The organism is Dactylosporangium maewongense (genome assembly GCF_039531485.1).
GTDB classification, from domain to species: Bacteria; Actinomycetota; Actinomycetes; order Mycobacteriales; family Micromonosporaceae; genus Dactylosporangium; species Dactylosporangium maewongense.
In genome coordinates, this window is sequence record NZ_BAAAQD010000001.1 from 645,674 (window position 1) to 668,963 (window position 23,290).

A 23,290-nucleotide genomic window follows, 5' to 3' on the forward strand; every position below is an offset into this window, starting at 1 on the left:
CCCGCGCCGAGGACGGGCGGGTGGGTTCAGATCACCAGTTCGGCGGCAGGGCGCTCGGCGGTCACGGTGAGCGCCTCGACGTGCCGGTGCGGCGCGGGGCCGTCGGCGTCAGGAGTGGCGTCGGCCTCGGCGGCGACGACCTCGAGGGCATCCCACAGCGCGGCGAGCGCCTCATCCGAGCCGGTGACCTCGAGCGCGGGTCCGCCCCGCAACGCGACCGTGACAGGCCCGCCGGTGCGCCGCTGGACGAAGGCGCCGTTGAGGATGCGCTGCTCGTGCACGTCGCCCGCGGCGCGCAGCCGGGCGGCCAGGTCCCGCAGCGCTTCGGCCGGACCGGCCAGGTCGAACACGTCTCCCGCGACACGCAGGCGGCACGCCAGCTGATCATCCACGCCGACCAACCTAACGCACCCGTGATCCGGAAGACCTTGTGCACTCCTGGGTACACAAGGTCTTCCGGATCATGAGAAGGGGCGGGGTCAGGCGGACGGGACCAGGGTGGAGACGTCCGCGGGGCGCAGGGCGAGGGCGAGCACGTCGGCGACGTCGGCGAGGGCGTGCACGGTCAGCTGCGACCGCACCTCCTCCGGCAGGTCGTCGAGGTCGGGCTCGTTGCGCTTCGGGATGATGACCTCGGTGAGGCCGGCCCGGTGCGCCGCCAGGAGCTTCTGCTTGACGCCGCCGATCGGCAGGACCCGGCCGGCCAGGGTGACCTCGCCGGTCATGCCGAACTCGGGCCGGACCGGCCGGCCGGTGGCCAGGGACGCGAGGGCCGTGACCATCGTGATGCCGGCGCTGGGGCCGTCCTTCGGCACCGCGCCCGCCGGGACGTGCAGGTGGATGCGGCGGCCGGCGAGCTCGTTCGGGTCGATGCCGAGGCGCCGGCCGTTGGAGCGCAGGTACGACAGCGCGATGTGCGCCGACTCCTTCATCACGTCGCCGAGCTGGCCGGTGAGGGTGAGACCGGGCTCGCCCTCCATCGACGTCGCCTCGATGAAGAGCACGTCGCCGCCCGCGCCGGTGACGGCGAGGCCGGTCGCGACACCGGGGACGGCGGTGCGCTCGGCCGACTCCGGCGTGAACCGGGGCCGCCCCAGGTACTTGACCACGTCGTCCACGTGCACCGGCGCGCCGTCGTGGACGACCGCCACCTTGCGCAGGACCTTCGCCAGAGCCCGCTCCAGCTGCCGGACGCCCGCCTCACGGGTGTGCTCGCCGGCGATCGCACCCAGCGCGACATCGCTGATGGTGACCTCGTCGGAGGACAGGCCCGCCCGGTCGAGCTGCCGCGGCCACAGGTGGTCGCGGGCGATGGCGACCTTCTCCTGCTCGGTGTAGCCGTCCAGGGTCACCAGCTCCATGCGGTCCAGCAGCGGGCCGGGGATGGTGTCCACCACGTTGGCGGTGGCCAGGAACAGCACGTCGGACAGGTCGAGGTCGACCTCGAGGTAGTGGTCGCGGAAGGTGTGGTTCTGCGCCGGGTCGAGGACCTCGAGCAGGGCCGCGGCCGGGTCGCCGGCGTAGCCGACGGCGAGCTTGTCGACCTCGTCGAGGAGCACGACCGGATTCATCGAGCCGGCCTCCCGCAGGGCGCGGACGATCCGGCCGGGCAGCGCCCCGACGTACGTGCGACGGTGGCCACGGATCTCGGCCTCGTCGCGGACGCCGCCGAGGGACACGCGGACGAACTTGCGGCCCAGCGCGCGGGCGACGGACTCGCCGAGGCTGGTCTTGCCGACCCCGGGAGGGCCGGCGAGGGCGAGGACGGCGCCGGAGCCGCGGCCGCCGACGACCTCCTTGCCGAGCGCCGCCCGGCGGTTGCGGACCGCCAGGTATTCGAGGATGCGGTCCTTCACGTCGGCGAGGCCGGCGTGGTCCGCGTCGAGGATCGCGCGGGCCTGTGCCAGGTCGGTGTTGTCCTCGGTACGGACGTCCCACGGCATCTCGAGCACGGTGTCGAGCCAGGTGCGGATCCAACCGGCCTCCGGCGACTGGTCGCTGGCGCGCTCCAACCGGCCGACCTCGCGCAGCGCCGCCTCGCGGACGACGTCGGGCAGCGTCGCCTCGGTGACCCGGGCCCGGTAGTCGGCCGACCCGGACGGCTCGTCCTCGCCGAGCTCCTTGCGGATCGCGGCGAGCTGCTGGCGCAGCAGGAACTCGCGCTGGGTCTTCTCCAGGCCCTCGCGGACGTCGTGGTTGATCTTCTCGTTGACCTGCTGCTCGGCGGCGTGCGCGCGGGCCCACTCGACAAGCAGCTCCAGGCGGGCGGTGACGTCGGGGGCGCCGAGGAGCTGGATCTTCTGCTCCAGGGTCAGCCACGGCGCGTAGCCGGCGGAGTCGGCGAGCTCCGACAGGTCCGTCATGCGCTCGACGGTGTCGATGACCTGCCACGCGCCGCGCTCCTGGAGCACGCCGATGACGAGGGCTTTGTACTCGCGGGCGAGCTCCTTCGCCTTGCCGGCGGGGGCGGGCTCGTCGAGCAGGGTGGCCTCGACCCACAGCGCCGCGCCGGGGCCGGGGACGCCGGCGCCGATGCGGGCCCGGGACAGGCCGCGGACGACCGCCGCGGGCTCGCCGCTGGGCAGCCGGCCGACCTTCTCGAGGACGGCGACGACACCGAACGAGCCGTATGCGCCGTCGACCCGCGGCACCGCGAGGACCCGCTTGTCGCCCGCGGATCGCGCGGCGTCGACGGCAGCCTGGGTGGTGGCGTCGAGCGTCACGGGGATGACCATGCCGGGGAGCAGGACGTCGTCGGTCAGGGGAAGAACCGGGAGAGTAGCCATGTCAGACACCTGCCATCACTGTGGGGTTGAGCGTGTCAGGCTTAAGTTACAAAGCGTTCCCTCTGTTCCCTGAAAGGTCCCGTGTGTGACCCAGGACACCGTAGTCGGGGAGGTCGAATGCGGTCGCGGTCCGCGTCGCGAGGTGCCTGAACAGGTGCTTCACCGGCGGCAGGTAGCGGATGGTGCGGAAGAAGCGGTCCCGCTGGGCGATCTTGCGCTCGGTGGACGGGACGAGGAAGTCGGAGCTGCCGGACGCCTGCTTCTGGCAGGTGGCGACGTAGGGCCGCAGGCGCCGCTCGTACGCCGCGAAGGCCTGCTCGTAGGGCAGTGTCGCCAGCTCGCCGGCGAGCACGTGGGCGCCGACGACCGCGAGGCCGGTGCCGTTGCCGCCTGGGCCGCCCGCGTAGCCGGCGTCGCCGAGCAGCGCCACCCGGCCGTGTGACCAGCGGTCCATCCGGATCTGCGCGGTGCCGTCGAACCAGAAGTCGGGCGCGGTGCGCATGGCCTCGAGCAGGCGCGGCACCCGCCAGCCGGCGCCCTGCATCGCGTCCGCGACGAGGCGCCGCTGCTGGTCGACGTCGCGGCTGCGCGCCGGCGGCTGGTCCAGGGTGAAGAACAGCGAGATGACGGCCTTGTCGGGGGTGATGCCCGCGACCGTGACCGTCAGGCGCGGCTCGTTGTACATGAGCGCCGCACGGTCCAGGCCGAACTCGTTGGGCATCGTGAAGATGCAGCCGTAGACGCCGAGGGTGTGCTGCGGCACCGGGCCGAAGACCAGCTCGCGGACCTTGGAGTTCACCCCGTCGGCGCCGACGACCAGGTCGAACCGCCGCGGCGCGCCGTGCTCGAAGGTGACGTCGACGCCGTCCGCGTCCTGCGTGATCGAGGCGATCGAGTCGCCGAAGACGTACTCGACGTCGTCGCGGGTGGCGGTGTACAGCGTCTCGCCGAGATCGCCGCGCAGCACCTCCAGGTCGCCGCTGAAGATCGCGGACGGCATCGCCGCCTTCACCGTGCCGGCGCCGTCGACGATCGCGATGTCGCCCATGTGCGTGGCCTTCGCCCGCAGGGCGTCGAGGAGGCCCATCCGGCGTAGGACCTCGAGGTGGACGCGGCCGCGGAAGTCGACGGCGTAGCCGCCGCCGCGCAGCGAGGGGGCGCGCTCCACGACCGTGACCCGGTGACCGGTGCGGTGCAACCACAGCGCGAGGGACGGGCCGGCGACGCTCGCACCGGAGATGAGGATGTCCATGGACCGAAATATACATTCGTCTTATACGCTTGTATAGACCCTAGGATCTGGACCATGGGACATCGCGAGGACCTCCTCGACGGCGCCGTGCGCTGCATCTACGAGAAGGGCTACGGGCGGACCACGGCCCGGGACATCGTCGCCGCGTCCGGCACCAACCTCGGCTCGATCGGCTACCACTACGGCTCCACCGAGGCGCTGCTCAACGCCGCCCTCGAGAAGGCCCTCGAGGACTGGGGCATGCAGCTGGCCACCGCGCTGCTGGCCACCGACGCCGAAGGGCTGCACGGCCTGGAGCGCTTCGAGGCGTACTGGAACAGCGTCATCGCCTCGCTCGGCGCGCACCGGCCGGCGTTCATGGCCTCGTTCGACGCGTTCGTGCAGATGGAGCACGCGCCGGCGATCCGGGCGATGATCTCCGAGGGCATGCGGGACGCCCGCGGCATGTGGGCGTCGGTGTTCCACGGGGTCGACGCCGCGGCCGAGCCGCAGAAGGCGTTCCAGCTCGGCTCGTTCTACCAGGCCCTGATCAGCGGCGTGCTGACCCAGTGGCTGATCGACCCGGCCGACGCCCCCTCCGGCCACGACCTCGCCGAGGCGCTCCGGATGGTCGCCGCCTCACTGTGACCGCCCGCTTTGTCGGGTACTGCTCATCTTCCGTCCGTCCGTACCGATAGAGCGGTCGAAACGCTGACAGGGCTGAGCAAAGGGGTACCTCCGGTGGCATCGTTCGCCTCGCTCAAGGTCCGCCACAACATCATCATCGCCGTGGCCGTCGCCGGGCTCGTGGCCGCCGCGGTCGGCGGGATCGGCCTGTACAAGATCTCGGCGGTCGCGAAGAGTGCCGACGCGATGTACAGCCGGGCGCTGCTCCCCGCCGCCGACGCCGCCGACCTGCGCGAGGCGGTGTGGCAGTTCCGCTTCTTCGGCGTCGTGTCGACCACGGTCACCGACCCCGCCGGCCGCACCCGGTTCGCCGCGGAGCGCGACGCCGCCGCCGCGCGGATCGAGTCGGCGGAGGCGACGTTCGCCGGCCGCGACCTCGACGCCGCGCAGCGGGCCGCGATCGACCGGTTCACCACGGCCTGGGGCGAGTACACGGACATCCTCAAGCAGGGCCAGGCCCTGATCGCGGCCGGCCGGGCCGCCGAGGGACAGGCGCTGCTCATCCAGCAGGGCACGCCGAAGGCGGAGGACGCGGTCAAGGACCTCGTCGCGGTGGCCGAGGCGTCCCGCTCGGCCGCGCAGGCCCGGCTCGCCGACGCCAACGAGGCCCGCGACCAGGCCCGGCTCCTGGTCGCCGTGGTCCTCGTCGGCGGGCTGATCCTCGCCGTCGCCGTCGGGCTCCTGCTGGCGCAGGCGATCCTCCGGCCGCTGCTGCAGGTCCGCGACGTGCTGACCGCCGTCGGCGAGGGCGACCTGACGAAGGAGGCGCGGTTCACGGCCGACAACGAGCTCGGCCAGATGGCGGCCGCGCTGGGCCGCGCGACGGGCCGGATGCGCACCGCCGTGGGCACGCTCGCCGACAGCAGCACCAGGCTCGCCGCCCGCGCCGACGAGCTGCAGCAGGCCAGTCACGGGCTCGCCGACGGCGCCGAGCGGACCGCGGGCGAGGTGTCGAAGATCAGCGGCTCGTCGCACGAGGTCTCCAGCAGCGTGCAGGCCGTGGCGTCCGGCGCGGAGGAGATGAACGCCTCCATCCGGGAGATCGCCGTCAGTACATCGGAAGCAGCGTCCGTCGCGGGCCAGGCGGTCGACGCGTCCGCCGCCGCGGAGCAGATCATGATCCGGCTCGGCTCCTCCTCGGCGGAGATCGGCGACGTCATCAAGGTCATCACGTCGATCGCCGAGCAGACCAACCTTCTGGCCCTCAACGCCACCATCGAGGCCGCCCGCGCGGGTGAGGCAGGCAAGGGCTTCGCGGTCGTCGCCGGCGAGGTCAAGGACCTGGCGCAGGAGACCGCGAAGGCCACCGAGGAGATCGGCCAGCGCGTCCGGGCCATCCAGACCGACACCACCGGCGCCGTCGAGTCCATCTCGGAGATCGCCCGGGTCATCGGCCGCATCAACGAGTACCAGACGACGATCGCCTCCGCCGTCGAGGAGCAGAGCGCGGTCACCACCAGCATGGCCACCGACCTGAGCGTCGCCGCGAGCGGCGCGGACCGCATCAACGGCGGCATCGGCGAGGTCGTGCAGGCCGCCGACAACACCATGCACGGAGCGCAGGCGACCCGCGCGGCAGCGGCCGAGCTGACCACGATGTCCGAGGAGCTGCGCGCGATCGTGGGCGGCTTCAAACACTGATCGGCGGGTTCGCCGGGGACTGCGCGCGGCGGTCCCCGGCGGGCAGGCCGTCCGACGTAGGCTCGTCAGCGTGCCGAGCCGGAACAGGACCACGACAGCCGCCATCGCACCTACGGACGCCGCCGCAGAGGTGAACGCCACGCCGGTCAAGAAGGCCGCGCCTCGGAAGGCCGCCGCGAAGGCGACCGCCGCCAAGGCGACCGCCGCCAAGGCGACCGCGGCGAAGGCGACCGCGGCGGAGGCGACCACCACGGAAGCGCCGCCGGCGAAGAAGGCCGCGGCGAAGAAAGGGGCGGTCAAGAAGGCCGTGAAGGCGGTCGAGGCCGTTGCAGAGGCGGCGGCGCCCGCGGGGCCGGACCTTGAGCAGACGCGCCGCGCGCGGCGGATCCTCAAGCTGCTCACCGCCCGGTATCCGGACCCGGTCCTGGAGCTGGACTTCGAGTCGCCGCTGCAGCTGCTCGTCGCCGCCGTCCTCGCCGCGCAGACGCTCGACGAGCGGGTCAACCTGGTCACCCCGGTGCTGTTCGCCAAGTACCCCACCGCGGCCGACCTTGCCGCCGCCGACCCGGCCGAGATGGAGGTGATCCTCCAGCCCGTCGGGTACTTCCGGAAGAAGACGCAGATCGTCATGAAGCTCGCGGCGACGCTGGTCGAGCGACACGACGGCGAGGTGCCGACGACCCTCGACGAGCTGATCGAGCTGCCGTGGGTGGGCCGCAAGACGGCCAACATGGTGCTGGGCAACGCGTTCGGCACGCCGGCGATCTCCGTCGACACGCACGTCGGCCGGGTCGCGCACCGGCTCGCGTGGGGGCCGGAGAAGGACGTGGAGAAGACCGAGGCCGACGTCGCGGCGCTGTTCGAGCAGAAGGACTGGGTGCCGGTCAACCTGCTGCTGATCCTGCACGGGCGGCGCACCTGCCACTCCCGCAAACCCGCGTGCGGCGCCTGCCCGCTCGCCGAGGAGTGCCCGTCGGCCGGCCTCGCCGGCAAGGGCGAGCTCGACCCGGAGAAGGCCAGGGCGCTGCTGAAGTGACCGCCGCAGAAGGGCCGGACGCCGCCGGAGCCGTCGCCGGTGGCAGACTGCCGCAATGCGATTCGCCGACTTCGACGTCCTGCTGCGGCAGGCGTTGCGGCGCTACGCGGCCCTCGAACGCGACGGCGACGTCGCCGTCTTCGACCACTGGCGGGCCACCGAGGCCGACCTGGTCCGGGTCCAGCGGCGGCTCGGCGTGCGGCTGCCGGAGCAGTACCGCGGCTTCCTGCTGCGGTACGGCGCCGGCCGCTTCCTCTTCGTCGAGCTCCTCCCCGCCGACGAGGGCCGCCGCTGGGTGGAGACGCTGGTCGGCGCCAACGAGCCCGTCGACGAGCACGGCTCCGGGTTCGTCGCGGTCGCCCCGGTCGGCACCGGCGACTACTGGGGGTTCGTCGTCCGCGACGGGATCTGCGAGGACGCGGTCAGCTTCCGGTACCACGAGGACGGCGCCGTCGAGCCGGCCGCCGACGACTTCCTCGAGTTCGTCGCGGCGGAGGGCCTGCGCGTCGGGCGCTGACCGGCGCCGCGCGTCAGGCACCGAGCCACGCCGCGCGTCAGGCACCGAGCGACGCCGCGCGCCGGGCGGGGGCCGGCCGTGACCGAGCCGTTCGGCATCGGCGCCGAGGTGTGGCCGGGGCTGGCGAAGGTCACCGAGGAGGCCGGCGAGCTGCTGCAGGTGGTCGGCAAACTTGTGGCGACCGGCGGCCGCCCGGACCACTACGACGGCACGGACCTGCGCGACCGCCTGATCGAGGAGTGCGGTGACCTCCTCGCCGCGATCGGCTACCTCACCGCCGCCAACGGCATCGAGGACGCCGTCGCCGAGCGCGCCGCCCGCAAACGCCAGACCTTCGAAGGCTGGCACCGGCGGGAGGCCGAGCGGCGGGCGATCGTCAAGCCCCCCGGCCCTCACGATCGACCGCCACCCGGTCAGACCTCCGCGGCGGGTTCGGAGCCCTCCGAGACGGGGGCGCCCGACCTATGAAGACCCCCGGGACGCGAAATGGGTTGCGCCACCGTCCGGGATCGGCGCAGCATTGGCACATGTCGACGCGCGCCCTCCGACTCAACGAGCTGATGCGGGAGCGACCCGAGCTGGTCGAGCCGTACAGCAGCCGCTGACGCTGTACAAGAGCCGCTAACGCAACGCGGGCTGCCGGGTCTCACGCTGTGCGGACTCGATGACCTCGCCACGGGTCTCGCCGAGCCACACCACCGCGTTCACCGGCGTGCCCACCCGGCTCAGCATCCCGGTCTCGTCGGTCCACGCGACCAGCGGCAGCGGCTGCACGTGCTCGGTCTCCCAGCCGATGACCCGGCCGGCCTGGATGTCCTCGTCGGCGGCCGTGGCCAGCCACAACGTCTGCGTCTGCGGAATGATCGTCATGCTGTCAGTGATTCCCCGGCAACGGAAGGTGCAACCACGCCATGTCAGAGTTCGAAGCCCTGCTCGAGGAGGGTGCCTCCGCCCCCGTCGAGGGCTGGGACTTCTCCTGGTTCGAAGGCCGGGCCACCGAGGAGCGGCCGCCCTGGGGCTACGCGGAGCTGCTCGCCGAGCGCTACCGCACCGCCGGCAGCGCCCTGGACGTGCAGACCGGCGGCGGCGAGGTCGTCGCCTGGGCGCTGCACAGAGCAAGCCAGAGAGCCAGCCAGAGGGCCGCCCGGACGGCCGGGCGGGCCCCCTCACCGCTGGCGGCGACCGAGTCCTGGGAGCCGAACGTCGCGCTCGCCACGCGGGCGCTCGCCCCGTTCGGCGGCACCGTCGCGCACGTCGCCGACGAGGACCCGCTGCCGTTCGGCGACGCCGCGTTCGACCTCGTCAGCGCCAGGCACCCGGTCGTCGCGGTCTGGCCGGAGATCGCCAGGGTCCTGCGCCCCGGCGGCACCTACCTCGCCCAGCACGTCGGCGTCGGCTCCGCCCACGAGGTCACCGAGGCGATGCTCGGCCCGACCCCGGTCGGCCAGGGCCGCCACCCGGACACCGCGGCGGCCGACGCGCGGGCCGCCGGCCTCGAGGTGCGCGACCTGCGCGAGGTGAAGTTGCGGATGGAGTTCCTCGACGTCGCCGCCGTCGCGGTGTTCCTCCGGAAGGTGATCTGGATCGTGCCCGGCTTCACCGTGGCGGCGTACCGCGAGCAGCTGCGCGCCCTGCACGAGCGGATCCAGGCGGAAGGCCCGTTCGTCGCCCACTCCACCCGCTACCTGATCGAGTGCCGCAAGCCACATCGGAGCGACAGTGGGTGAACGGTCGTTGGGGGCGGGGATAGTTTGTGTGGAGAAGCACACCCGCCGCTGCCGCAGGAGAAACTCTGATGAGTGAGCCCGTGAACGTAACCGTGACCGGTGCCGCCGGCCAGATCGGCTACGCGCTGCTGTTCCGCATCGCGTCCGGTCAGCTGCTCGGCGCCGACACCCGCGTCAAGCTGCGCCTGCTGGAGATCCCGCAGGCCGTCCGCGCCGCCGAGGGCACCGCGCTGGAGCTGCAGGACGGCGCGTTCCCGCTGCTGGCCGGCGTGGACGTGTTCGACGACCCGAAGCAGGCGTTCTCCGGCGCCAACGTCGCCCTGCTCGTCGGTGCCCGGCCCCGCACGAAGGGCATGGAGCGCGGCGACCTGCTCGAGGCCAACGGCGGCATCTTCAAGCCGCAGGGCGAGGCGATCAACGCCGGCGCCGCCGAGGACATCCGCATCCTGGTCGTGGGCAACCCCGCCAACACCAACGCGCTCATCGCGCAGCGCAACGCGCCGGACGTGCCCGCGGAGCGGTTCACCGCGATGACCCGCCTGGACCACAACCGGGCCGTGGCGCAGCTGTCGCAGAAGCTGAGCGTGCCGGTGTCGGAGATCCGCAAGGTGACGATCTGGGGCAACCACTCCGCGACGCAGTTCCCGGACATCCTGCACGCCGAGGTCTCGGGTCGGAACGCGGCCGAGGCCGTCGGTGACCAGCAGTGGTACGCCGACGAGTTCATCCCGCGGGTCGCCAAGCGCGGCGCCGAGATCATCGAGGTGCGCGGGGCGTCGTCGGCGGCGTCGGCCGCGTCGGCCGCGATCGACCACGTGTACGACTGGGTGAACGGCACCGCCGAGGGTGACTGGACGTCGGTGGCGCTGCCGTCCGACGGCTCCTACGGCGTGCCGGAGGGCCTGATCTCGTCGTTCCCGGTCGTCTCGCGGGGCGGCAAGTGGGAGATCGTGCAGGGTCTGGAGATCGACGAGTTCTCCCGGGCCCGGATCGACGCGTCGGTCGCCGAGCTGGCCGAGGAGCGCACCGCGGTGGAGCGTCTGGGCCTGATCTGAGCCCGGTAGGAAGTGCGCTGGCCCGCCCACCCCGCACGGTGAGCGGGCCAGCGGTCTCAGTGGGGCGTGCGGCCGAGCTCGTGCCAGCTCGACTCGGACAGCTCCACCTCGTAGTGCTTCGCCGCCACCGTCAGGTTGGCGAAGGCGAGGTCGCGGTCCTTGTCGTTGACGCCGCGGACCTGGTCGAACCGCGCGACCGCGTTGCGGACGTGCTTGGCGTCGGTGAGCGGCAGTTTGCGCTGCTCCGGGAACGCGTAGACGCTGTCGGGCAGGCGCTCGCGGGTCTCCTCGGACAGGGTGCCGTGCGCCTCGAACGGTCTCCAGGTCGTCTCCATGCCGTCCTCGTTCCCTGACGGCGCGATTCCGACACACCGACCCGGCATATCTCGGCCGCCCGTTCGCCGTTGGCTGCTCGGGGCGGTACCGTCTGGTCCGACGGACGAGGTCGAAGGAGATCACGAGTGAAGGTGGATGCCGGCGCGCGGCAGCGGCTGAATGCGTTCCTGGCGGCGCACGAGGAAGCGATCGTGCGGCAGTGGACGGAGATCGCCACCCGCACCTTGCGTGGGCGGCTCACCAGCGCCGAGCTGACCCTGCAGGTGCGGGACGTGCTCGGCGCGCTGCGGGCGATGCTCGGCCAGGACGCCGACGGCGATGTCGCGGGCGCCGAGGGCGGCGAGTCGCGGGCGGCCCTCGCTGAGCTGTCCCGGGCGTGGGCGCGGCAGGGCTTCTCGCCGAGCGAGACGGCGAGCCTCGTCTTCGCGGTCAAGGAGGTCGTGCTCAACCTGGGCGAGGCCGGCGCGGGTGAGCTGGCGACGACCGACTTCCTCGTGCTGTCGCTGCTCGTCGACGACATGGGCCTGTTCACGTTCGAGACCTACACGAAGGTCCGGGAGTCGGTGATCGCCGACCAGACCGAGCAGCTGCTGGAGCTCTCGACGCCGGTCGTGAAGCTGTGGGACGGCGTCGTCGCGGTGCCGCTGGTCGGCACGCTCGACTCGGCCCGCGCCCAGGTGGTCATGGAGAAGCTGCTGCAGACCCTGGTCGACACCGGATCCGGCTACGCGATCGTCGACATCACTGGCGTGCCGGCGGTCGACACGCAGGTCGCGCAGCACATCCTGAAGACGGTCGTCGCGGCGCGGCTGATGGGCGCGGAGTGCATCATCTCCGGCATCCGGCCGCAGATCGCGCAGACCGTGGTGGCCCTGGGCATCGAGTTCGGCGACATCGTGACGAAGTCCAACCTCGCCGACGCGCTGCTGCACGCGCTGCGGGCCAGCGGCGTCGAGGTGGTCCGCCGGGCGAGCCGCGACAAGGCGCTGTGATGGACCGCGTCCCCGTCCTGAAGATCGGCGAGATCCTGCTGGTCTCGATCCAGATCGACCTCGACGACCAGACCGCCCTGCAGCTGCAGGAGGACCTGTCGGACCGGATCGTGGAGACCGGCGCGCACGGCGTGGTGATCGACATCTCCGCCCTGGAGATCGTCGACTCGTTCATCGGCCGGATGCTGTCGACGATCGCGGCGGTGTCGCGGGTCCTGGACGCCGAGACGGTCGTGGTCGGCATGCGCCCGGCGGTCGCGATCACCCTGGTCGAGCTGGGCCTGTCGCTCCGCGGCGTCCGCACCGCGCTCAACGTCGACAAGGCCCTGGAGATCCTCGCCGAGGCCAAGCAGGTCCGCGGCGTGGGCGTGCTGGGCTTCCGCGGCTCCGACGACGTGCCGGTATGACCCAGCAGCAGGAGGAGCAGCGCCTGCAGATCGCCGACGACAAGGACGTGGTGCGGGTGCGCCAGGCGGTCCGGGTGATGGCGATCGCCGCGAAGCTGCCGCTGGTCGACCAGACGAAGCTGGTCACCGCGGCGAGCGAGCTGGCGCGCAACACGCTCATCCACGGCGGCGGCGGGCACGCCGTGGTCGGCCAGGTGCACAACGGGCGGCGGGCCGGCGTCCGCGCCGAGTTCGTCGACGCCGGACCGGGCATCGCCGACCTGGACCTGGCCTTCACCGACGGCTACACCACCGGCAGCGGGCTGGGGCTGGGGCTCAGCGGCTCGCGCCGCCTGGTCGACGAGTTCGACATCGTCACCGCCGCCGGGGAAGGCACCCGGATCACGGTGACGAAGTGGGCACGGTGACACCGCCCGCGGCGGCCCCCAATCAGGTCCCGCTGGTCGAGGAGCTCGGCTGGATCCCCGTCGACGAGGCGGGCGCGGCGGGTGTCGCCCGGCGGGTCGCCGTCGACCTCGCCCGCCGGCTCGGCTTCAGCGACGAGCGCACCGGCGAGGTGGCGATCGTCGCCGCCGAGCTGGCGAGCAACCTGCACCGGCACGCCGACGTGGGCGCGCTGTCGGTGCGGTGCCTGCGCAGCGGCGACACCGGCGGCGTGGAGCTGGTGGCCGTCGACAGAGGTCCGGGCATGGCGGATCTGGTTTTCAGCGGCTCCGACGGCACGAGCACCGCCGGAACCCTCGGGATCGGGCTGGGCGCGGTGCGCCGGCTGTCGAGCCACTCGGGCGGCTACTCGCTGCCCGGCAGGGGCACCGTCCTGGCCGCGCAGCTGTGGCCCGACCGCCGCGACGTCGGGGTGCCGGTCGTCGCCGGCCTGACCCGGCCGATCACGGGCGAGGCGGTGTGCGGTGACCGCTGGGCGGCGCGGGTGCGCGACGGTGCGCTGCTCGTGCTCGTCGCCGACGGGCTCGGGCACGGCGCTCTCGCCGCGACGGCCGCGAACGCCGCCGTCGACGCGTTCCTCACCGGTGACCTGGACGCGCCGGCGGCGATCGTGGAGCGACTGCACCGGCTCGTCTCGCACACCCGCGGCGCGGCCGTGTCGGTGGCCCGCGTCGAGGCCGGCGCCGAGGGTGGCACGGTGCGCTTCGCCGGCCTGGGCAACGTGGCGGGCGTGGTCGCCTCGCCCAGCGGGGAGCGCCGCGGCATGGTCAGCATGCCCGGCATCGTCGGGCACCAGTCGCGGGGCGTCCGCGAGTTCACCTACGACCTGCCGCCGGAGGCGGTGGTGGTCCTGCACTCCGACGGCGTGTCGGACCGCTGGACCCTGCGTGACTACCCGGGCCTGAGCCGCCAGGACCCGCTGCTCATCGCCGGCACCCTGCTGCGCGACGCCGGTGTGCGCCGCGACGACGCCTGCGTGGCCGTGGTGCGGCCATGAGCGAGTCCCCTGGGCCGGTGCGGGAGCCGCTGCTGCGGATGACGCTGCGCGAGGACCAGGACGTGTTCGTGGTGCGCCAGCGCGGCCGTGAGGTCGCCGCCGCCCTCGGCATGGAGCATCAGGACCAGGTCAGGGTCGCGACCGCGCTCAGCGAGATCGGCCGGCACGCGATCGGCGCCACGGTGACGTTCACCGCCGAGGTTTCCGGACGGCCCCGTCTGGTCATCGTTGTAGAAGCGGACGGCATCGGGATCAGTCCGCCCGAAGGCACGGCGGCTGCGGGGCGGTTGATGGACGAGGTGCACGTGGAACGGGACCGGATCAGCCTGATGCGCAGGCTGCCCGCCCAGGTCGGCCAGGAGCGGCTGGCCACGGCGCGGGAGGAACTGGCCGCCAGCCGGCCCACCACCGCGCTGGACGAGCTCAGTGTCCAGAACCGGCAGCTCGTGAGCGCACTGGAGGAGGTCCAGGCGCACCGCGACGAGCTGCTCACCCTCAACGCGGAGCTGGAGGAGACCAACCGCGGGGTGATGGCGCTCTACACGCAGCTGTCCGAGGAGCTGGAGCAGACCAACCAGGGTGTCGTCGCCCTGTACGCGGAGCTGGAGGAGCGCTCCGCGCAGCTGCGGGAGGCCAACGAGGCGAAGAGCCGGTTCCTGGCCAACGTGTCGCACGAGCTGCGCGCGCCCGTGACCGCCATCATCGGGCTGACGCGGCTGCTGCTGGACCCCCGCTCCGAGCCGCTCACCGCCGACCAGACGCACCAGCTGGACCTCGTCCAGGGCTCCGCCGCGGACCTGCTCGCGCGCGTCAACGACCTGCTGGACCTGGCGAAGGCCGAGTCCAACCGGATCGAGCCCAACTGGGCGCCGGTCGACCTGAGCGCGGTCTTCGGCCAGCTGCGCGGCACCCTGCGTCCCCTCGCCAAGCCGGGCGTGCGGTTCGAGATCGCCGACCCGGCCGAGCCCGTGGAGCTGGTCACCGACGAGGTGCTGCTCACCCAGATCCTGCGCAACCTGCTCACCAACGCGCTGAAGTTCACCGAGGCGGGCAGCGTCGCGATGGGCGCGCTCGTGCTCGACGGCCGGCTGCACATCGCGGTCGCCGACACCGGCATCGGCATCCCGTTCGCCGAGCAGCGCCGGATCTTCGAGGAGTTCCACCAGGTCCGCGGCGCCCACCAGGCGGGCGGGACGGGCCTCGGGCTGCCCTACGCGCGGCGCCTGGCGACCCTGCTCGGCGGCGGGCTCAGCATGGTCAGCGAGCCGGGGGAGGGCAGCACGTTCACCCTCGACCTGCCGCTGCGCCCCGCGCCGGAGGACGACCAGGACCTGCCGCACGTGCGGGCGGTGCTCGTCGTCGACGACGAGGCGGCCGCCCGTCAGGTGCTGCGCGAGCACCTGACCGGCATCGCCGAGCACGTGCACGAGGCCGCCGACGCCCGTTCGGCGCTCGCGATCGCGGCGCGGGAGCGGCCGTCGCTGATCTTCCTGGACCTGCGGATGCCGGGCGGTGACGGCGGCGAGCTGATCGCCGCGCTGGCCGGCGTGCCGGAGCTGAGCGGTGTACCGGTCGTGGTGGTGACCGGCGCCGACGTGGGGCACGTCCCGGGCGCCGCCGCGGTCCTGGCCAAGCCCGCGCTGACCCGCCGGATGATCGCCGACGTCGTCGCCCGAGTGACGGCATGACCGGGCCGGAGCGCAGCGGAGGAGCCGGTCATCATGGGCACAGTGTTGGGTCGCGGCGACGCCGGAGCGTAGCGGAGGCGGCGTCATGACCGGGCCGGAGCGCAGCGGAGGAGCCGGTCATCATGGGCACAGTGTTGGGTCGCGGCGACGCCGGAGCGTAGCGGAGGCGGCGTCGTGACCGGCGAGGCCGCGGCAGACATCCTGGTTGTCGACGACAGCCCCTCCAAGCGGTACGTCATCACCAGCTGGCTGCGCCGCGACGGGCACCGGGTCGCCGAGGCCGCCACCGGCCTGGAGGCGCTCCACCTGCTGCACACCGAGGGCCTGCACGCGGAGCTGGTCGTGCTCGACGTACGGCTGCCGGACATCGACGGGTTCGAGGTCGCGGAGCGGATCAAGGAGGACCCGCGGACCACCGCCGTCCCCGTGATCCACATCTCGGCGACCGCCGTCCACGTGGTGGACCGCACCCAGGGCCTCAACCGGGGCGCCGACGCGTACCTGGCCGAGCCGATCGACCCGGACGAGCTGCTCGCCACCGTGCGGGCGAAGTTGCGCGAGTACCGGGCCCGCCGCCGCGCCGAGCGTCTCGCCGGCCGGCTGACGCGGCTGGTGGACACCACGACCGAGTTCAACGCCGCGACCAGCCTCACGGACCTGCTGCTGGCCGCCGCGACCGGCGCCGCCCGGGTGTTCGAGGGTCCCGCCGCCGTCGCCGCCTCCTCGGAGGAGTCCGGGCCGATCGCGGTGCAGGTCGACGCCGTGGGCGGCGACCCGGTGCTGCGCCCGGCGATGCGCGACCAGTTCGAGCTCGACCCGCTCGACGGCCAGGCCGGCATCGTGCTGTTCCCGCTGGACGACGGCCCGTGGTGGCGGGGCGCGGTGTGGCGGGTCGTCGGGCGGGCCAAGCCGGGCCGGGAGCCGGTGCACGTCGCCGTGCCCGCGGAGGGTTTCAGCGACGACGACGCCGACCTGCTGCGCCAGTTCGGCCAGGCGGTCGCTCTCGCGGTCGAGGCGCTGCGCAGCTACGACGAGGAGCGGCGCACCGCGCTGACGCTGCAGCAGAGCATGCTGCCCCGGAGCCTGCCCGCGGTGCCGGGCGTGCAGCTCGCGGTGCGGTACCAGCCGGCCAGCGAGCACGCGTCGGTCGGCGGCGACTTCTACGAGATCCTGCGGGTGGACGGCCGGCTCGTCGCGGCGATCGGCGACGTCGCCGGGCACTCGCTGCGCGCCGCCACGATCATGGCGGAGGTCCGGCACGCGCTGCGCGCCTACCTGGTGGAGGACTCGTCGCCGGGGCCGAGCATGGAGCGGCTCAACCGGATGATGCTGCGGCTGCTGCCCGAGGAGATCGCGACGATGTGCCTGCTCAGCATGGATCCGGCCAGCGGGGAGGTGCGGCTCACCAACGCCGGGCACCCGCCGCCGCTGCGGGTCCGGGACGGGCGGGTCAGCCTCGTGGAGGGGCGGGTGGCGCTGCTGGGCGTGCCGACCTCGCACGAGGACGAGATCCGGCTGACGCTGGCGCCGGGGGAGACCCTGATCCTGGTGACCGACGGGCTGATCGAGGTCCGCGGGCACACCTTCAACGAGGGGCTCGACGCGCTGTGCCGCGCCGTCGGTGAGGTCGAGGACGACCTGGAGCAGTTCTGCGACCGGCTGCTGAGCGCACTGAGCGCGGGGTCCCGGGACGACGACGTGGCCCTCCTGGTGATCCGCAGGGTGGATTTCGGCTGAACCGGTTGCGCCGTGCCCACCGACCGAACACGCTGCGTGAAACGAATGGGGGGCAACACCATGGCGGTCTGTGAGACCTGCGGCAACGACTACCACATGAGCTTCGAGATCCGGACGGTCGGCGGCGGCGTGCACGTCTTCGACTCCTTCGAGTGCGCGATCCACCGGCTGGCGCCGGTCTGCGAGCACTGCGGCACGAAGATCGTCGGCCACGGCGCCGAGGTGTCCGGCAACTTCTACTGCTGCGCGCACTGCGCCCGCACCGCCGACCAGGCGCTGGGCCTGGAGATCCGCGACACGGTGGGGGCGTACCCCGGGTGAGCCTTGCCGGTGCCCCGCATGATTGGCTCTTGGAGCAGCAGGGCATTGGTTGAGGCACACGTCGCGGAGGAGCAGCTGTGGTGGTCCTGGGTATCGACATCGGCGGTTCGGGCATCAAGGGAGCGCCGGTCGACCTGGCAACCGGCGAGTTCACCGCCGACCGGCACCGCATCGAGACCCCGCAGCCGGCGGACATCACCGCCGTCGTCGACACGGTCGCGGCGGTCGTCGCGCAGTTCCCGCCGGCGAGCAGCGTCGGGATCACGTTTCCCGCCGTCGTGCAGCACGGGGTGACGAAGACCGCCGCCAACGTCGACGCGTCGTGGGTCGACGCGCCGGCGGAGCAGCTGTTCAGCGACAAGCTGGGGCGGCCGGTGACGGTCCTCAACGACGCGGACGCGGCCGGGGTGGCCGAGATCGAGTACGGGGCCGGCAAGGGCGTCGGCGGCCTGGTCGTGATGGTCACCCTCGGCACCGGCATCGGCAGCGCCCTGTTCATCGACGGGAAGCTGGTGCCCAACACCGAGTTCGGCCACCTGCAGATGAGCGGGCTGCACCTGCACGGCGGCGACGCCGAGGACTACGCCTCGGACCGCATCCGCGAGGTCGAGGGCCTCGCCTGGCAGGACTGGGCCGAGCGGGTCCAGGTCTACCTGCGCCACCTGCACGCGCTGCTGTGGCCCGACCTGATCATCATCGGCGGCGGCGTGAGCAAGAAGACGGACAAGTGGCTGCACCACGTCTCGGTGCCCACGAAGGTCGTCCCGGCGACCCTGCAGAACAACGCCGGCATCGTCGGCGCGGCGCTCCTGGCATCCAGACGGGCGCACTGAGCGCACGCGCGTGCGCTGATAGGGCACGATGGGTCGCATGGGGGACATGCCCGCGCCGTTGCGTGCCGGGGACCCGGCGACCGTCGGGTCCTACCGGCTGCTCGGCGTGCTCGGCGTCGGCGGCATGGGCACCGTCTACCTCGCCGCCGGCCCCGGCGACCGCCGGGTCGCGCTGAAGGTCATCAACCCGGTCTGGCACGGCGACCCGCAGTTCCTGCAACGGTTCGCGGCCGAGGCCGCCGCCGCGTCGCGGGTCGCCGGGTTCTGCACCGCGCGGGTCCTCGACGTGGCCCTGGACGGCCCGGTGCCGCACCTGGTGACGGAGTACGTGTCCGGGCCGTCCCTGCACGACTACGCGACCGTCAACGGGCCGCTCGGCGGTCAGGTCGAGGCGGTCGCGGTCGGGGTCGCGGCGGCGCTGACCGCGATCCACGCCGTCGGGCTCGTGCACGCCGACCTGAGCCCGCGCAACGTGCTGCTGTCACCGTTCGGCCCGAAGGTCATCGACTTCGGCGTCGCCCGCCCGCACGGCCACGACGGGCCCGTCGGGCAGCTGTTCGGCACGCCGGGGTGGCTGGCGCCCGAGCAGGAGCGCGGCGCCCCGCCCAGCCAGGCCTCCGACGTGTACGCGTGGGGCGTCCTCGTCGCGTGGGCGGGCACGGGCGTGATGCCGGCGGGTGCCGTCCCGGACGGGCTGGCGCCCGGCATCGCCGAGATCGTGGCCCGGGCGCTGCGGCCCGACCCGGCGGCCCGGCCGACGGCCCGCCAGCTGCTGCTCGCGCTCGTCGGCGACGACGATCCGGCGGCGGTGCACGTGACGTCGCCGCGCGCCGACCCCCGGACCCGCCCCACGGCCGGCCCTGCGACCGGCCCCGCGGCCGGCCCCACGGCGAAGGTCCGCGGCGCCGCGCCGCCGGTGCCGCCCCGGCCGCCCACGGGCCGGTTCGCGCCCGGCGCCGCGCCGGTCATCCCGGTGTCGCCGACGGCGGTGCACGCGATGCCCGTCTCGCCGGTGCCGGTCAGCCCGACGATGCTCGACCCCACTCTCGGTGTCCCGGTGTCGTCCCAGTATGCGGACCCGGGTCGCGGGCGCCCGCCGCTGCCGCCGGTGCCGCCTCCTCCCCGCCGCCCGCCGCGCCGCGTCGGCGGTGCGGTGGCCGCCGTCGTCGCGGTGCTGATCGTGCTCGGCTGCCTGTGGGGCGTGTTCAACCTCGCCGACTCGGCCGGCTCGGGCAAGGACGGCGCCGCGAAGGCGGGCCCCAGCACCGCCGCGCCGGCGAGCAAGGTGCCGTCGAAGAAGCCCAGCCCGGTCGGCACCGACGGCGGCGTCCGCTTCACCGTCACCGGCTTCGAGTGCGGCGTGAAACGCATCGGCGACTGGCCGATCGTCAAGGACGCCGAGGGCGAGTTCTGCCTGGTTGAGGTGCGGGTCGAGAACCTCGGCACCGGCAGCACCCGCATCTATCAGGGCTCGCAGCGGCTGCGTGACACCGACGGCAACGACCACAAGGCCGACGACTGGTCGTGGCTCTACAACGCCGAAACCCGACCGCTTTACGGGGAAATCAGGGCCGGCAAACCGGTCACCGGCACGCTCGTCTTCGACGTGCCGAAGGGGCTCCGGTTCGACGTCCTGGTGGTCAAGCAGCAGCCGCTCAGCGACGGCACCGTCATCCACCTCCCCGGTCGGTAGAGCGCTTTCAGGGGCGTGCCCGCGCGTCACCGCGACGGCGGGCGCGTCGGCGTGCTGTGAGCAAACACCACCGTCCGAGGCCTTGGCAAGCTTTTCCCAGGCGTTACGTTTCGTTACCACCGTGTTATTGACACCACAGTCCGCAATCGGATTTAGTGTGCCGGAACCGGTTGCGGAACCGGTTCCAGAAAACGCTCTCTTGCCAGAAAGCGCTCTCACAGAGAGGATCGCGGCGTGCCGATCACCATCGCCGATGTTGCCTCACGGGCCGGGGTCAGCAAGACCACCGTCTCGCGGGTGCTCAACGGCAAAGGCGAGGTCGACGAGTCGACCGCGGCACGGGTGCGGAGGGTCATCGACGAGCTGGGTTACACGCCCAGCGCGCGGGCGGTCAACCTCGCCCGGGGCCACACCAGGGTCATCGGGATGTTGGTGCCTTCGCTGATCTGGCCGTGGATGGGCGAGATCGTGCAGGGAGCCGTTGACGTCGTCGAAGCGGAGGGTTACGGGTTGCTGCTCTTCACGTGCAACCGTGGCGCCGAGTCGATGCGCCAGTTCTCGGCGCAGGTCTCCGGCAAGGCCTTCGACGGCCTGCTGGCGATCGAGCCGGAGGGCACCCTGGACTACCTCGCCGACCTGTATGCCGGCGGCCTGCCGGTGGTGCTCATCGACGACCGCGGCGACAAGCCGCTCATGCCGTCGGTGGGGACCACCAACCGGGCCGGCGGGGCCCTGGCCGCCCGGCATCTGGTCGAGATCGGCCGGCGGCGCCCCCTCGTCATCACCGGATCCGAGAAGTTCGGCTGCACGCAGGACCGGCTCGGTGGCTTCGCGGACGTGTTCGCGGCCGCCGGTCACCCGGTCGACCCGCGTTTCGTGATGGAGGGCGACTTCACCTACGACTGCGGCTCCCAGGCGATCCGGCGGGCGCTGGACCTGGGGCTGGAGTTCGACTCGGTCTTCGCCCACAACGACCTGTCCGCGGCGGGCGCCCTCCAGGGGCTGCGCCAAGCGGGCCGCGCGGTGCCGGATGATGTCGCCCTCGTGGGCTTCGACGACATCGTCCACGCCGCGCACACCGAGCCACCACTCACGACCATCCGCCAGCCGATGCGGCAGATGGGCGAGATGGCGGCCCGGCGGCTCATCGCACACTTCGACGGCACGCCGTTGACGAGTGAGCCCAACATCCTGTCCACCACGCTCGTCGTGCGGTCCTCGACCATGCCGGCGTAGCCCGAGCGCTCCACCGCACCATCCCCGCACCAACCCGCACCACCCGGCACGACGCACCACCGATACCGCACCAAAGGGCGGGACCTGCCGCAAGAAGGCCCCGTCGTCCTACCCCGAATGCCCGCCCCACCTGTCGATCCAGGTACGTAAGGAGACACCCCCGTGCATACCAGACGCTCCGTTGTGCTCGGCCTCGCCGGGTTGCTCGCCACCGGCGCTCTCGCTGCGTGTGGCGACTCGCCGAACGCCGACAACGCGAAGAAGGGCCCGACGGTCCTCAACGTCGGCATGCCGAACGGCCCGCAGACCGAGAACCAGAACCCGTTCCTCAGCACCTCCGCGGCGTCCAAGTCGGGCTACCGCTGGGCGCTCTACGAGCCGCTGATGATGTGGAACCCGGTCAAGCCGGCCGACCCGATGAAGCCGTGGCTCGCCACCAAGGCGGAGTGGTCGAAGGACTACACCTCGGTCAAGGCCACCATCCGTGACAACGCCACCTGGTCCGACGGCCAGAAGGTCACCGCCGAGGACGTCGCGTTCACGTACAAGCTGCTGCGTGACAACGAGGCGCTCAACACCGGTGGTCTCACCATCTCCGACGCCTCGGCCAGCGGCGCGGACGTGACCATCACGTTCAAGAACCCGCAGTTCGTCAGCCAGCACAAGGCCATCGCCCAGGTCCCGATCGTCCCCAAGCACATCTGGGAGAAGGTCTCGGACCCGAAGGCGGAGCTCGCCAAGAACCCGATCGGCTCCGGCCCGTACACGCTGAAGTCGTTCACCCCGCAGACCGCCACGCTGACGGTCCGCGACAAGGGCTACTGGCAGGCGCTGCCGCAGGTCAAGGAGCTGCGGTACACCTCCTACACCGACAACAACGCGCAGACCACCGCGCTCGCCAACGGTGAGTCGGAGTGGAGCTTCGTCTTCATCCCCAATGTGAAGACGGTCTTCATCGACAAGGACGCCGCGCACCACAAGATCTGGGCCCCGCCGGTCCTCGGCATCCACGGCCTGTACATCAACACCACCAAGGCGCCGTTCGACGACAAGAACCTGCGCGTGGCCATGAGCATGGTCATCGACCGTGACGACATCTTCAACACGGCCGAGGCCGGCTACTTCCACCCGCTGGTGAAGAGCGTGACCGGTCTGCCCAGCCCCGCCGGCGACGCGTTCCTCGCGCCGGAGTTCAAGGGCAAGGACTACAAGATCGACATCGAGGGCGCCAAGGCGCTCCTCACCGCCAACGGCTACAAGTACGAGGGCACCACGCTGAAGGACAAGTCGGGCAAGGCCGTCACCCTGACGCTGACCGACCCGGCCGGTTGGTCGGACTACCAGACCTCGCTGGAGATCGTGAAGGCCAACCTTCAGAAGATCGGCATCGAGGCGACGGTCGAGAAGGCCAACCAGGACGCGTGGTTCAAGAACGTCGAGGCCGGTCAGTTCGACGCGGGCTTCCGGTGGACCAACGGCGGTAACACGCCGTACGACATCTACCAGACGATCATGGACGGCGACCTGCTCAAGCCGGTCGGCACCGCCAGCCCCGCCGGTAACTTCGGGCGCTTCAACAACCCCGAGGCCACCAAGGCGCTGCGCGACTACCAGTCGGCGACCGAGGACTCGGTCCGTGTCGAGGCGATGAACAAGCTCCAGAAGATCTTCGTCGAGCACATGCCGATGATCCCCGTCGGCGCCGACAATGTCGGTGGGGCCTACTCCACGAAGCAGTGGACCGGCTGGCCGGACGACGCCAACCCCTACGGCGCCGCCCAGCCCACCCAGGCGAACGCGCTCGACGTGATCCTGCACCTCAAGCCGGCCTCCTGACCGGTCGCTAGTGACGGGGCTCCCCGGGTTGCCCGCGCGGGCAACCCGGGGAGCGCCACCCCGTGACGACACCCCAAGACAGGAACATCG

Annotated in this window: 23 protein-coding genes; 18 read left to right on the forward strand and 5 right to left on the reverse strand. The window is 72.4% G+C overall.

The window, feature by feature from the left end:
• Nucleotides 1-26: 26 nt before the first annotated feature.
• The 3 genes from ABD332_RS02705 to ABD332_RS02715 all read right to left on the reverse strand — a co-directional run bounded on the left by ABD332_RS02705 (nt 27) and on the right by ABD332_RS02715 (nt 4,038).
• Entirely contained in the window at nt 27-392 is a 366-nt protein-coding gene (locus ABD332_RS02705; RefSeq protein WP_344499108.1) for a hypothetical protein, read from the reverse strand.
• 87 nt (nt 393-479) lie between these two features.
• Complete coding sequence (lon, locus tag ABD332_RS02710) at nt 480-2,786, reverse strand: endopeptidase La (protein ID WP_344499110.1); 2,307 nt, start codon at nt 2,784-2,786, stop codon at nt 480-482.
• 46 nt (nt 2,787-2,832) lie between these two features.
• Nucleotides 2,833-4,038: an FAD-dependent monooxygenase gene (locus tag ABD332_RS02715; protein ID WP_344499112.1), complete on the reverse strand. Its 1,206-nt coding sequence runs from the start codon at nt 4,036-4,038 to the stop codon at nt 2,833-2,835.
• 54 nt (nt 4,039-4,092) lie between these two features.
• On the opposite strand from ABD332_RS02715, the gene ABD332_RS02720 reads away from it, so the two are divergent.
• From ABD332_RS02720 to ABD332_RS02740, 5 genes are all read left to right on the forward strand, one after another.
• The gene (locus tag ABD332_RS02720; RefSeq protein ID WP_344499113.1) at nt 4,093-4,665 is read left to right on the forward strand and encodes a TetR/AcrR family transcriptional regulator; all 573 of its coding nucleotides are present in this window, start codon (nt 4,093-4,095) and stop codon (nt 4,663-4,665) included.
• Between the two features lie 93 nt (nt 4,666-4,758).
• Nucleotides 4,759-6,345, forward strand: a complete 1,587-nt coding sequence (locus ABD332_RS02725; protein ID WP_344499115.1) for a methyl-accepting chemotaxis protein — start codon at nt 4,759-4,761, stop codon at nt 6,343-6,345.
• Nucleotides 6,346-6,415: 70 nt separating this feature from the next.
• Nucleotides 6,416-7,381, forward strand: coding sequence for an endonuclease III (gene nth / locus ABD332_RS02730; protein ID WP_344499117.1), 966 nt, complete (start codon nt 6,416-6,418; stop codon nt 7,379-7,381).
• 55 nt (nt 7,382-7,436) lie between these two features.
• Entirely contained in the window at nt 7,437-7,898 is a 462-nt protein-coding gene (locus ABD332_RS02735) for an SMI1/KNR4 family protein (RefSeq protein WP_344499119.1), read from the forward strand.
• A gap of 78 nt (nt 7,899-7,976) precedes the next feature.
• Nucleotides 7,977-8,366 carry a nucleoside triphosphate pyrophosphohydrolase family protein gene (locus ABD332_RS02740; RefSeq protein WP_344499121.1) on the forward strand — a complete coding sequence of 130 codons (390 nt, stop codon included), beginning with the start codon at nt 7,977-7,979 and terminating at the stop codon, nt 8,364-8,366.
• Nucleotides 8,367-8,519: 153 nt separating this feature from the next.
• Here the strand turns inward: ABD332_RS02740 and ABD332_RS02745 are convergent, their stop codons facing one another.
• A complete protein-coding gene (locus tag ABD332_RS02745; RefSeq protein ID WP_344499123.1) occupies nt 8,520-8,768 on the reverse strand; it encodes a hypothetical protein in 249 nt (82 codons plus the stop codon).
• Between the two features lie 41 nt (nt 8,769-8,809).
• Here ABD332_RS02745 and ABD332_RS02750 point away from each other — a divergent pair, with 41 nt between their 5' ends.
• Together ABD332_RS02750 and ABD332_RS02755 are read left to right on the forward strand one after the other, a co-directional pair.
• Complete coding sequence (locus tag ABD332_RS02750) at nt 8,810-9,625, forward strand: methyltransferase domain-containing protein (RefSeq protein WP_344499124.1); 816 nt, start codon at nt 8,810-8,812, stop codon at nt 9,623-9,625.
• 68 nt (nt 9,626-9,693) lie between these two features.
• Nucleotides 9,694-10,680 (forward strand): malate dehydrogenase, encoded by a 987-nt coding sequence (locus ABD332_RS02755; RefSeq protein ID WP_344499126.1) that lies wholly within the window; start codon nt 9,694-9,696, stop codon nt 10,678-10,680.
• Nucleotides 10,681-10,736: 56 nt separating this feature from the next.
• Here the strand turns inward: ABD332_RS02755 and ABD332_RS02760 are convergent, their stop codons facing one another.
• A complete protein-coding gene (locus tag ABD332_RS02760) occupies nt 10,737-11,015 on the reverse strand; it encodes a DUF6582 domain-containing protein (protein ID WP_344499128.1) in 279 nt (92 codons plus the stop codon).
• Nucleotides 11,016-11,141: 126 nt separating this feature from the next.
• Between ABD332_RS02760 and ABD332_RS02765 the strand changes: the two genes are divergently transcribed.
• The 11 genes from ABD332_RS02765 to ABD332_RS02815 all read left to right on the forward strand — a co-directional run bounded on the left by ABD332_RS02765 (nt 11,142) and on the right by ABD332_RS02815 (nt 23,200).
• Nucleotides 11,142-12,008, forward strand: a complete 867-nt coding sequence (locus ABD332_RS02765; RefSeq protein WP_425552110.1) for an STAS domain-containing protein — start codon at nt 11,142-11,144, stop codon at nt 12,006-12,008.
• Nucleotides 12,008-12,415 (forward strand): STAS domain-containing protein, encoded by a 408-nt coding sequence (locus tag ABD332_RS02770; RefSeq protein ID WP_344499130.1) that lies wholly within the window; start codon nt 12,008-12,010, stop codon nt 12,413-12,415. The genes ABD332_RS02765 and ABD332_RS02770 overlap by 1 nt, the downstream gene beginning before the upstream one ends.
• On the forward strand, nt 12,412-12,822 hold the full coding sequence (locus ABD332_RS02775) for an ATP-binding protein (protein WP_344499132.1): 411 nt from the start codon (nt 12,412-12,414) through the stop codon (nt 12,820-12,822). The genes ABD332_RS02770 and ABD332_RS02775 overlap by 4 nt, the downstream gene beginning before the upstream one ends.
• Nucleotides 12,810-13,856 carry a SpoIIE family protein phosphatase gene (locus ABD332_RS02780; RefSeq protein ID WP_344499134.1) on the forward strand — a complete coding sequence of 349 codons (1,047 nt, stop codon included), beginning with the start codon at nt 12,810-12,812 and terminating at the stop codon, nt 13,854-13,856. The genes ABD332_RS02775 and ABD332_RS02780 overlap by 13 nt, the downstream gene beginning before the upstream one ends.
• A complete protein-coding gene (locus tag ABD332_RS02785) occupies nt 13,853-15,544 on the forward strand; it encodes an ATP-binding protein (protein ID WP_344499136.1) in 1,692 nt (563 codons plus the stop codon). The genes ABD332_RS02780 and ABD332_RS02785 overlap by 4 nt, the downstream gene beginning before the upstream one ends.
• A 174-nt stretch (nt 15,545-15,718) precedes the next feature.
• Nucleotides 15,719-17,281, forward strand: a complete 1,563-nt coding sequence (locus ABD332_RS02790) for a SpoIIE family protein phosphatase (RefSeq protein ID WP_344499138.1) — start codon at nt 15,719-15,721, stop codon at nt 17,279-17,281.
• A 60-nt stretch (nt 17,282-17,341) separates the two neighbouring features.
• On the forward strand, nt 17,342-17,602 hold the full coding sequence (locus ABD332_RS02795) for a Prokaryotic metallothionein (protein WP_344500694.1): 261 nt from the start codon (nt 17,342-17,344) through the stop codon (nt 17,600-17,602).
• Nucleotides 17,603-17,679: 77 nt separating this feature from the next.
• Complete coding sequence (ppgK, locus tag ABD332_RS02800; protein ID WP_344499140.1) at nt 17,680-18,435, forward strand: polyphosphate--glucose phosphotransferase; 756 nt, start codon at nt 17,680-17,682, stop codon at nt 18,433-18,435.
• A 37-nt stretch (nt 18,436-18,472) separates the two neighbouring features.
• Complete coding sequence (locus tag ABD332_RS02805) at nt 18,473-20,128, forward strand: protein kinase domain-containing protein (protein ID WP_344499142.1); 1,656 nt, start codon at nt 18,473-18,475, stop codon at nt 20,126-20,128.
• 234 nt (nt 20,129-20,362) lie between these two features.
• Complete coding sequence (locus ABD332_RS02810; protein ID WP_344499144.1) at nt 20,363-21,364, forward strand: LacI family DNA-binding transcriptional regulator; 1,002 nt, start codon at nt 20,363-20,365, stop codon at nt 21,362-21,364.
• A gap of 162 nt (nt 21,365-21,526) precedes the next feature.
• A complete protein-coding gene (locus ABD332_RS02815) occupies nt 21,527-23,200 on the forward strand; it encodes an ABC transporter substrate-binding protein (RefSeq protein ID WP_344499146.1) in 1,674 nt (557 codons plus the stop codon).
• Nucleotides 23,201-23,290 lie beyond the last annotated feature (90 nt).

Coding starts and splice junctions, on each gene's coding strand:
- lon (WP_344499110.1), bottom strand. CDS start 2,786: ATGGCTACTCTCCCGGTTCTTCCCCTGACCGACGACGTCCTGCTCCCC.
- ABD332_RS02715 (WP_344499112.1), bottom strand. CDS start 4,038: ATGGACATCCTCATCTCCGGTGCGAGCGTCGCCGGCCCGTCCCTCGCG.
- ABD332_RS02720 (WP_344499113.1), top strand. CDS start 4,093: ATGGGACATCGCGAGGACCTCCTCGACGGCGCCGTGCGCTGCATCTAC.
- ABD332_RS02735 (WP_344499119.1), top strand. CDS start 7,437: ATGCGATTCGCCGACTTCGACGTCCTGCTGCGGCAGGCGTTGCGGCGC.
- ABD332_RS02745 (WP_344499123.1), bottom strand. CDS start 8,768: ATGACGATCATTCCGCAGACGCAGACGTTGTGGCTGGCCACGGCCGCC.
- ABD332_RS02750 (WP_344499124.1), top strand. CDS start 8,810: ATGTCAGAGTTCGAAGCCCTGCTCGAGGAGGGTGCCTCCGCCCCCGTC.
- ABD332_RS02755 (WP_344499126.1), top strand. CDS start 9,694: ATGAGTGAGCCCGTGAACGTAACCGTGACCGGTGCCGCCGGCCAGATC.
- ABD332_RS02760 (WP_344499128.1), bottom strand. CDS start 11,015: ATGGAGACGACCTGGAGACCGTTCGAGGCGCACGGCACCCTGTCCGAG.
- ABD332_RS02770 (WP_344499130.1), top strand. CDS start 12,008: ATGGACCGCGTCCCCGTCCTGAAGATCGGCGAGATCCTGCTGGTCTCG.
- ABD332_RS02775 (WP_344499132.1), top strand. CDS start 12,412: ATGACCCAGCAGCAGGAGGAGCAGCGCCTGCAGATCGCCGACGACAAG.
- ABD332_RS02785 (WP_344499136.1), top strand. CDS start 13,853: ATGAGCGAGTCCCCTGGGCCGGTGCGGGAGCCGCTGCTGCGGATGACG.
- ABD332_RS02795 (WP_344500694.1), top strand. CDS start 17,342: ATGGCGGTCTGTGAGACCTGCGGCAACGACTACCACATGAGCTTCGAG.
- ABD332_RS02805 (WP_344499142.1), top strand. CDS start 18,473: ATGGGGGACATGCCCGCGCCGTTGCGTGCCGGGGACCCGGCGACCGTC.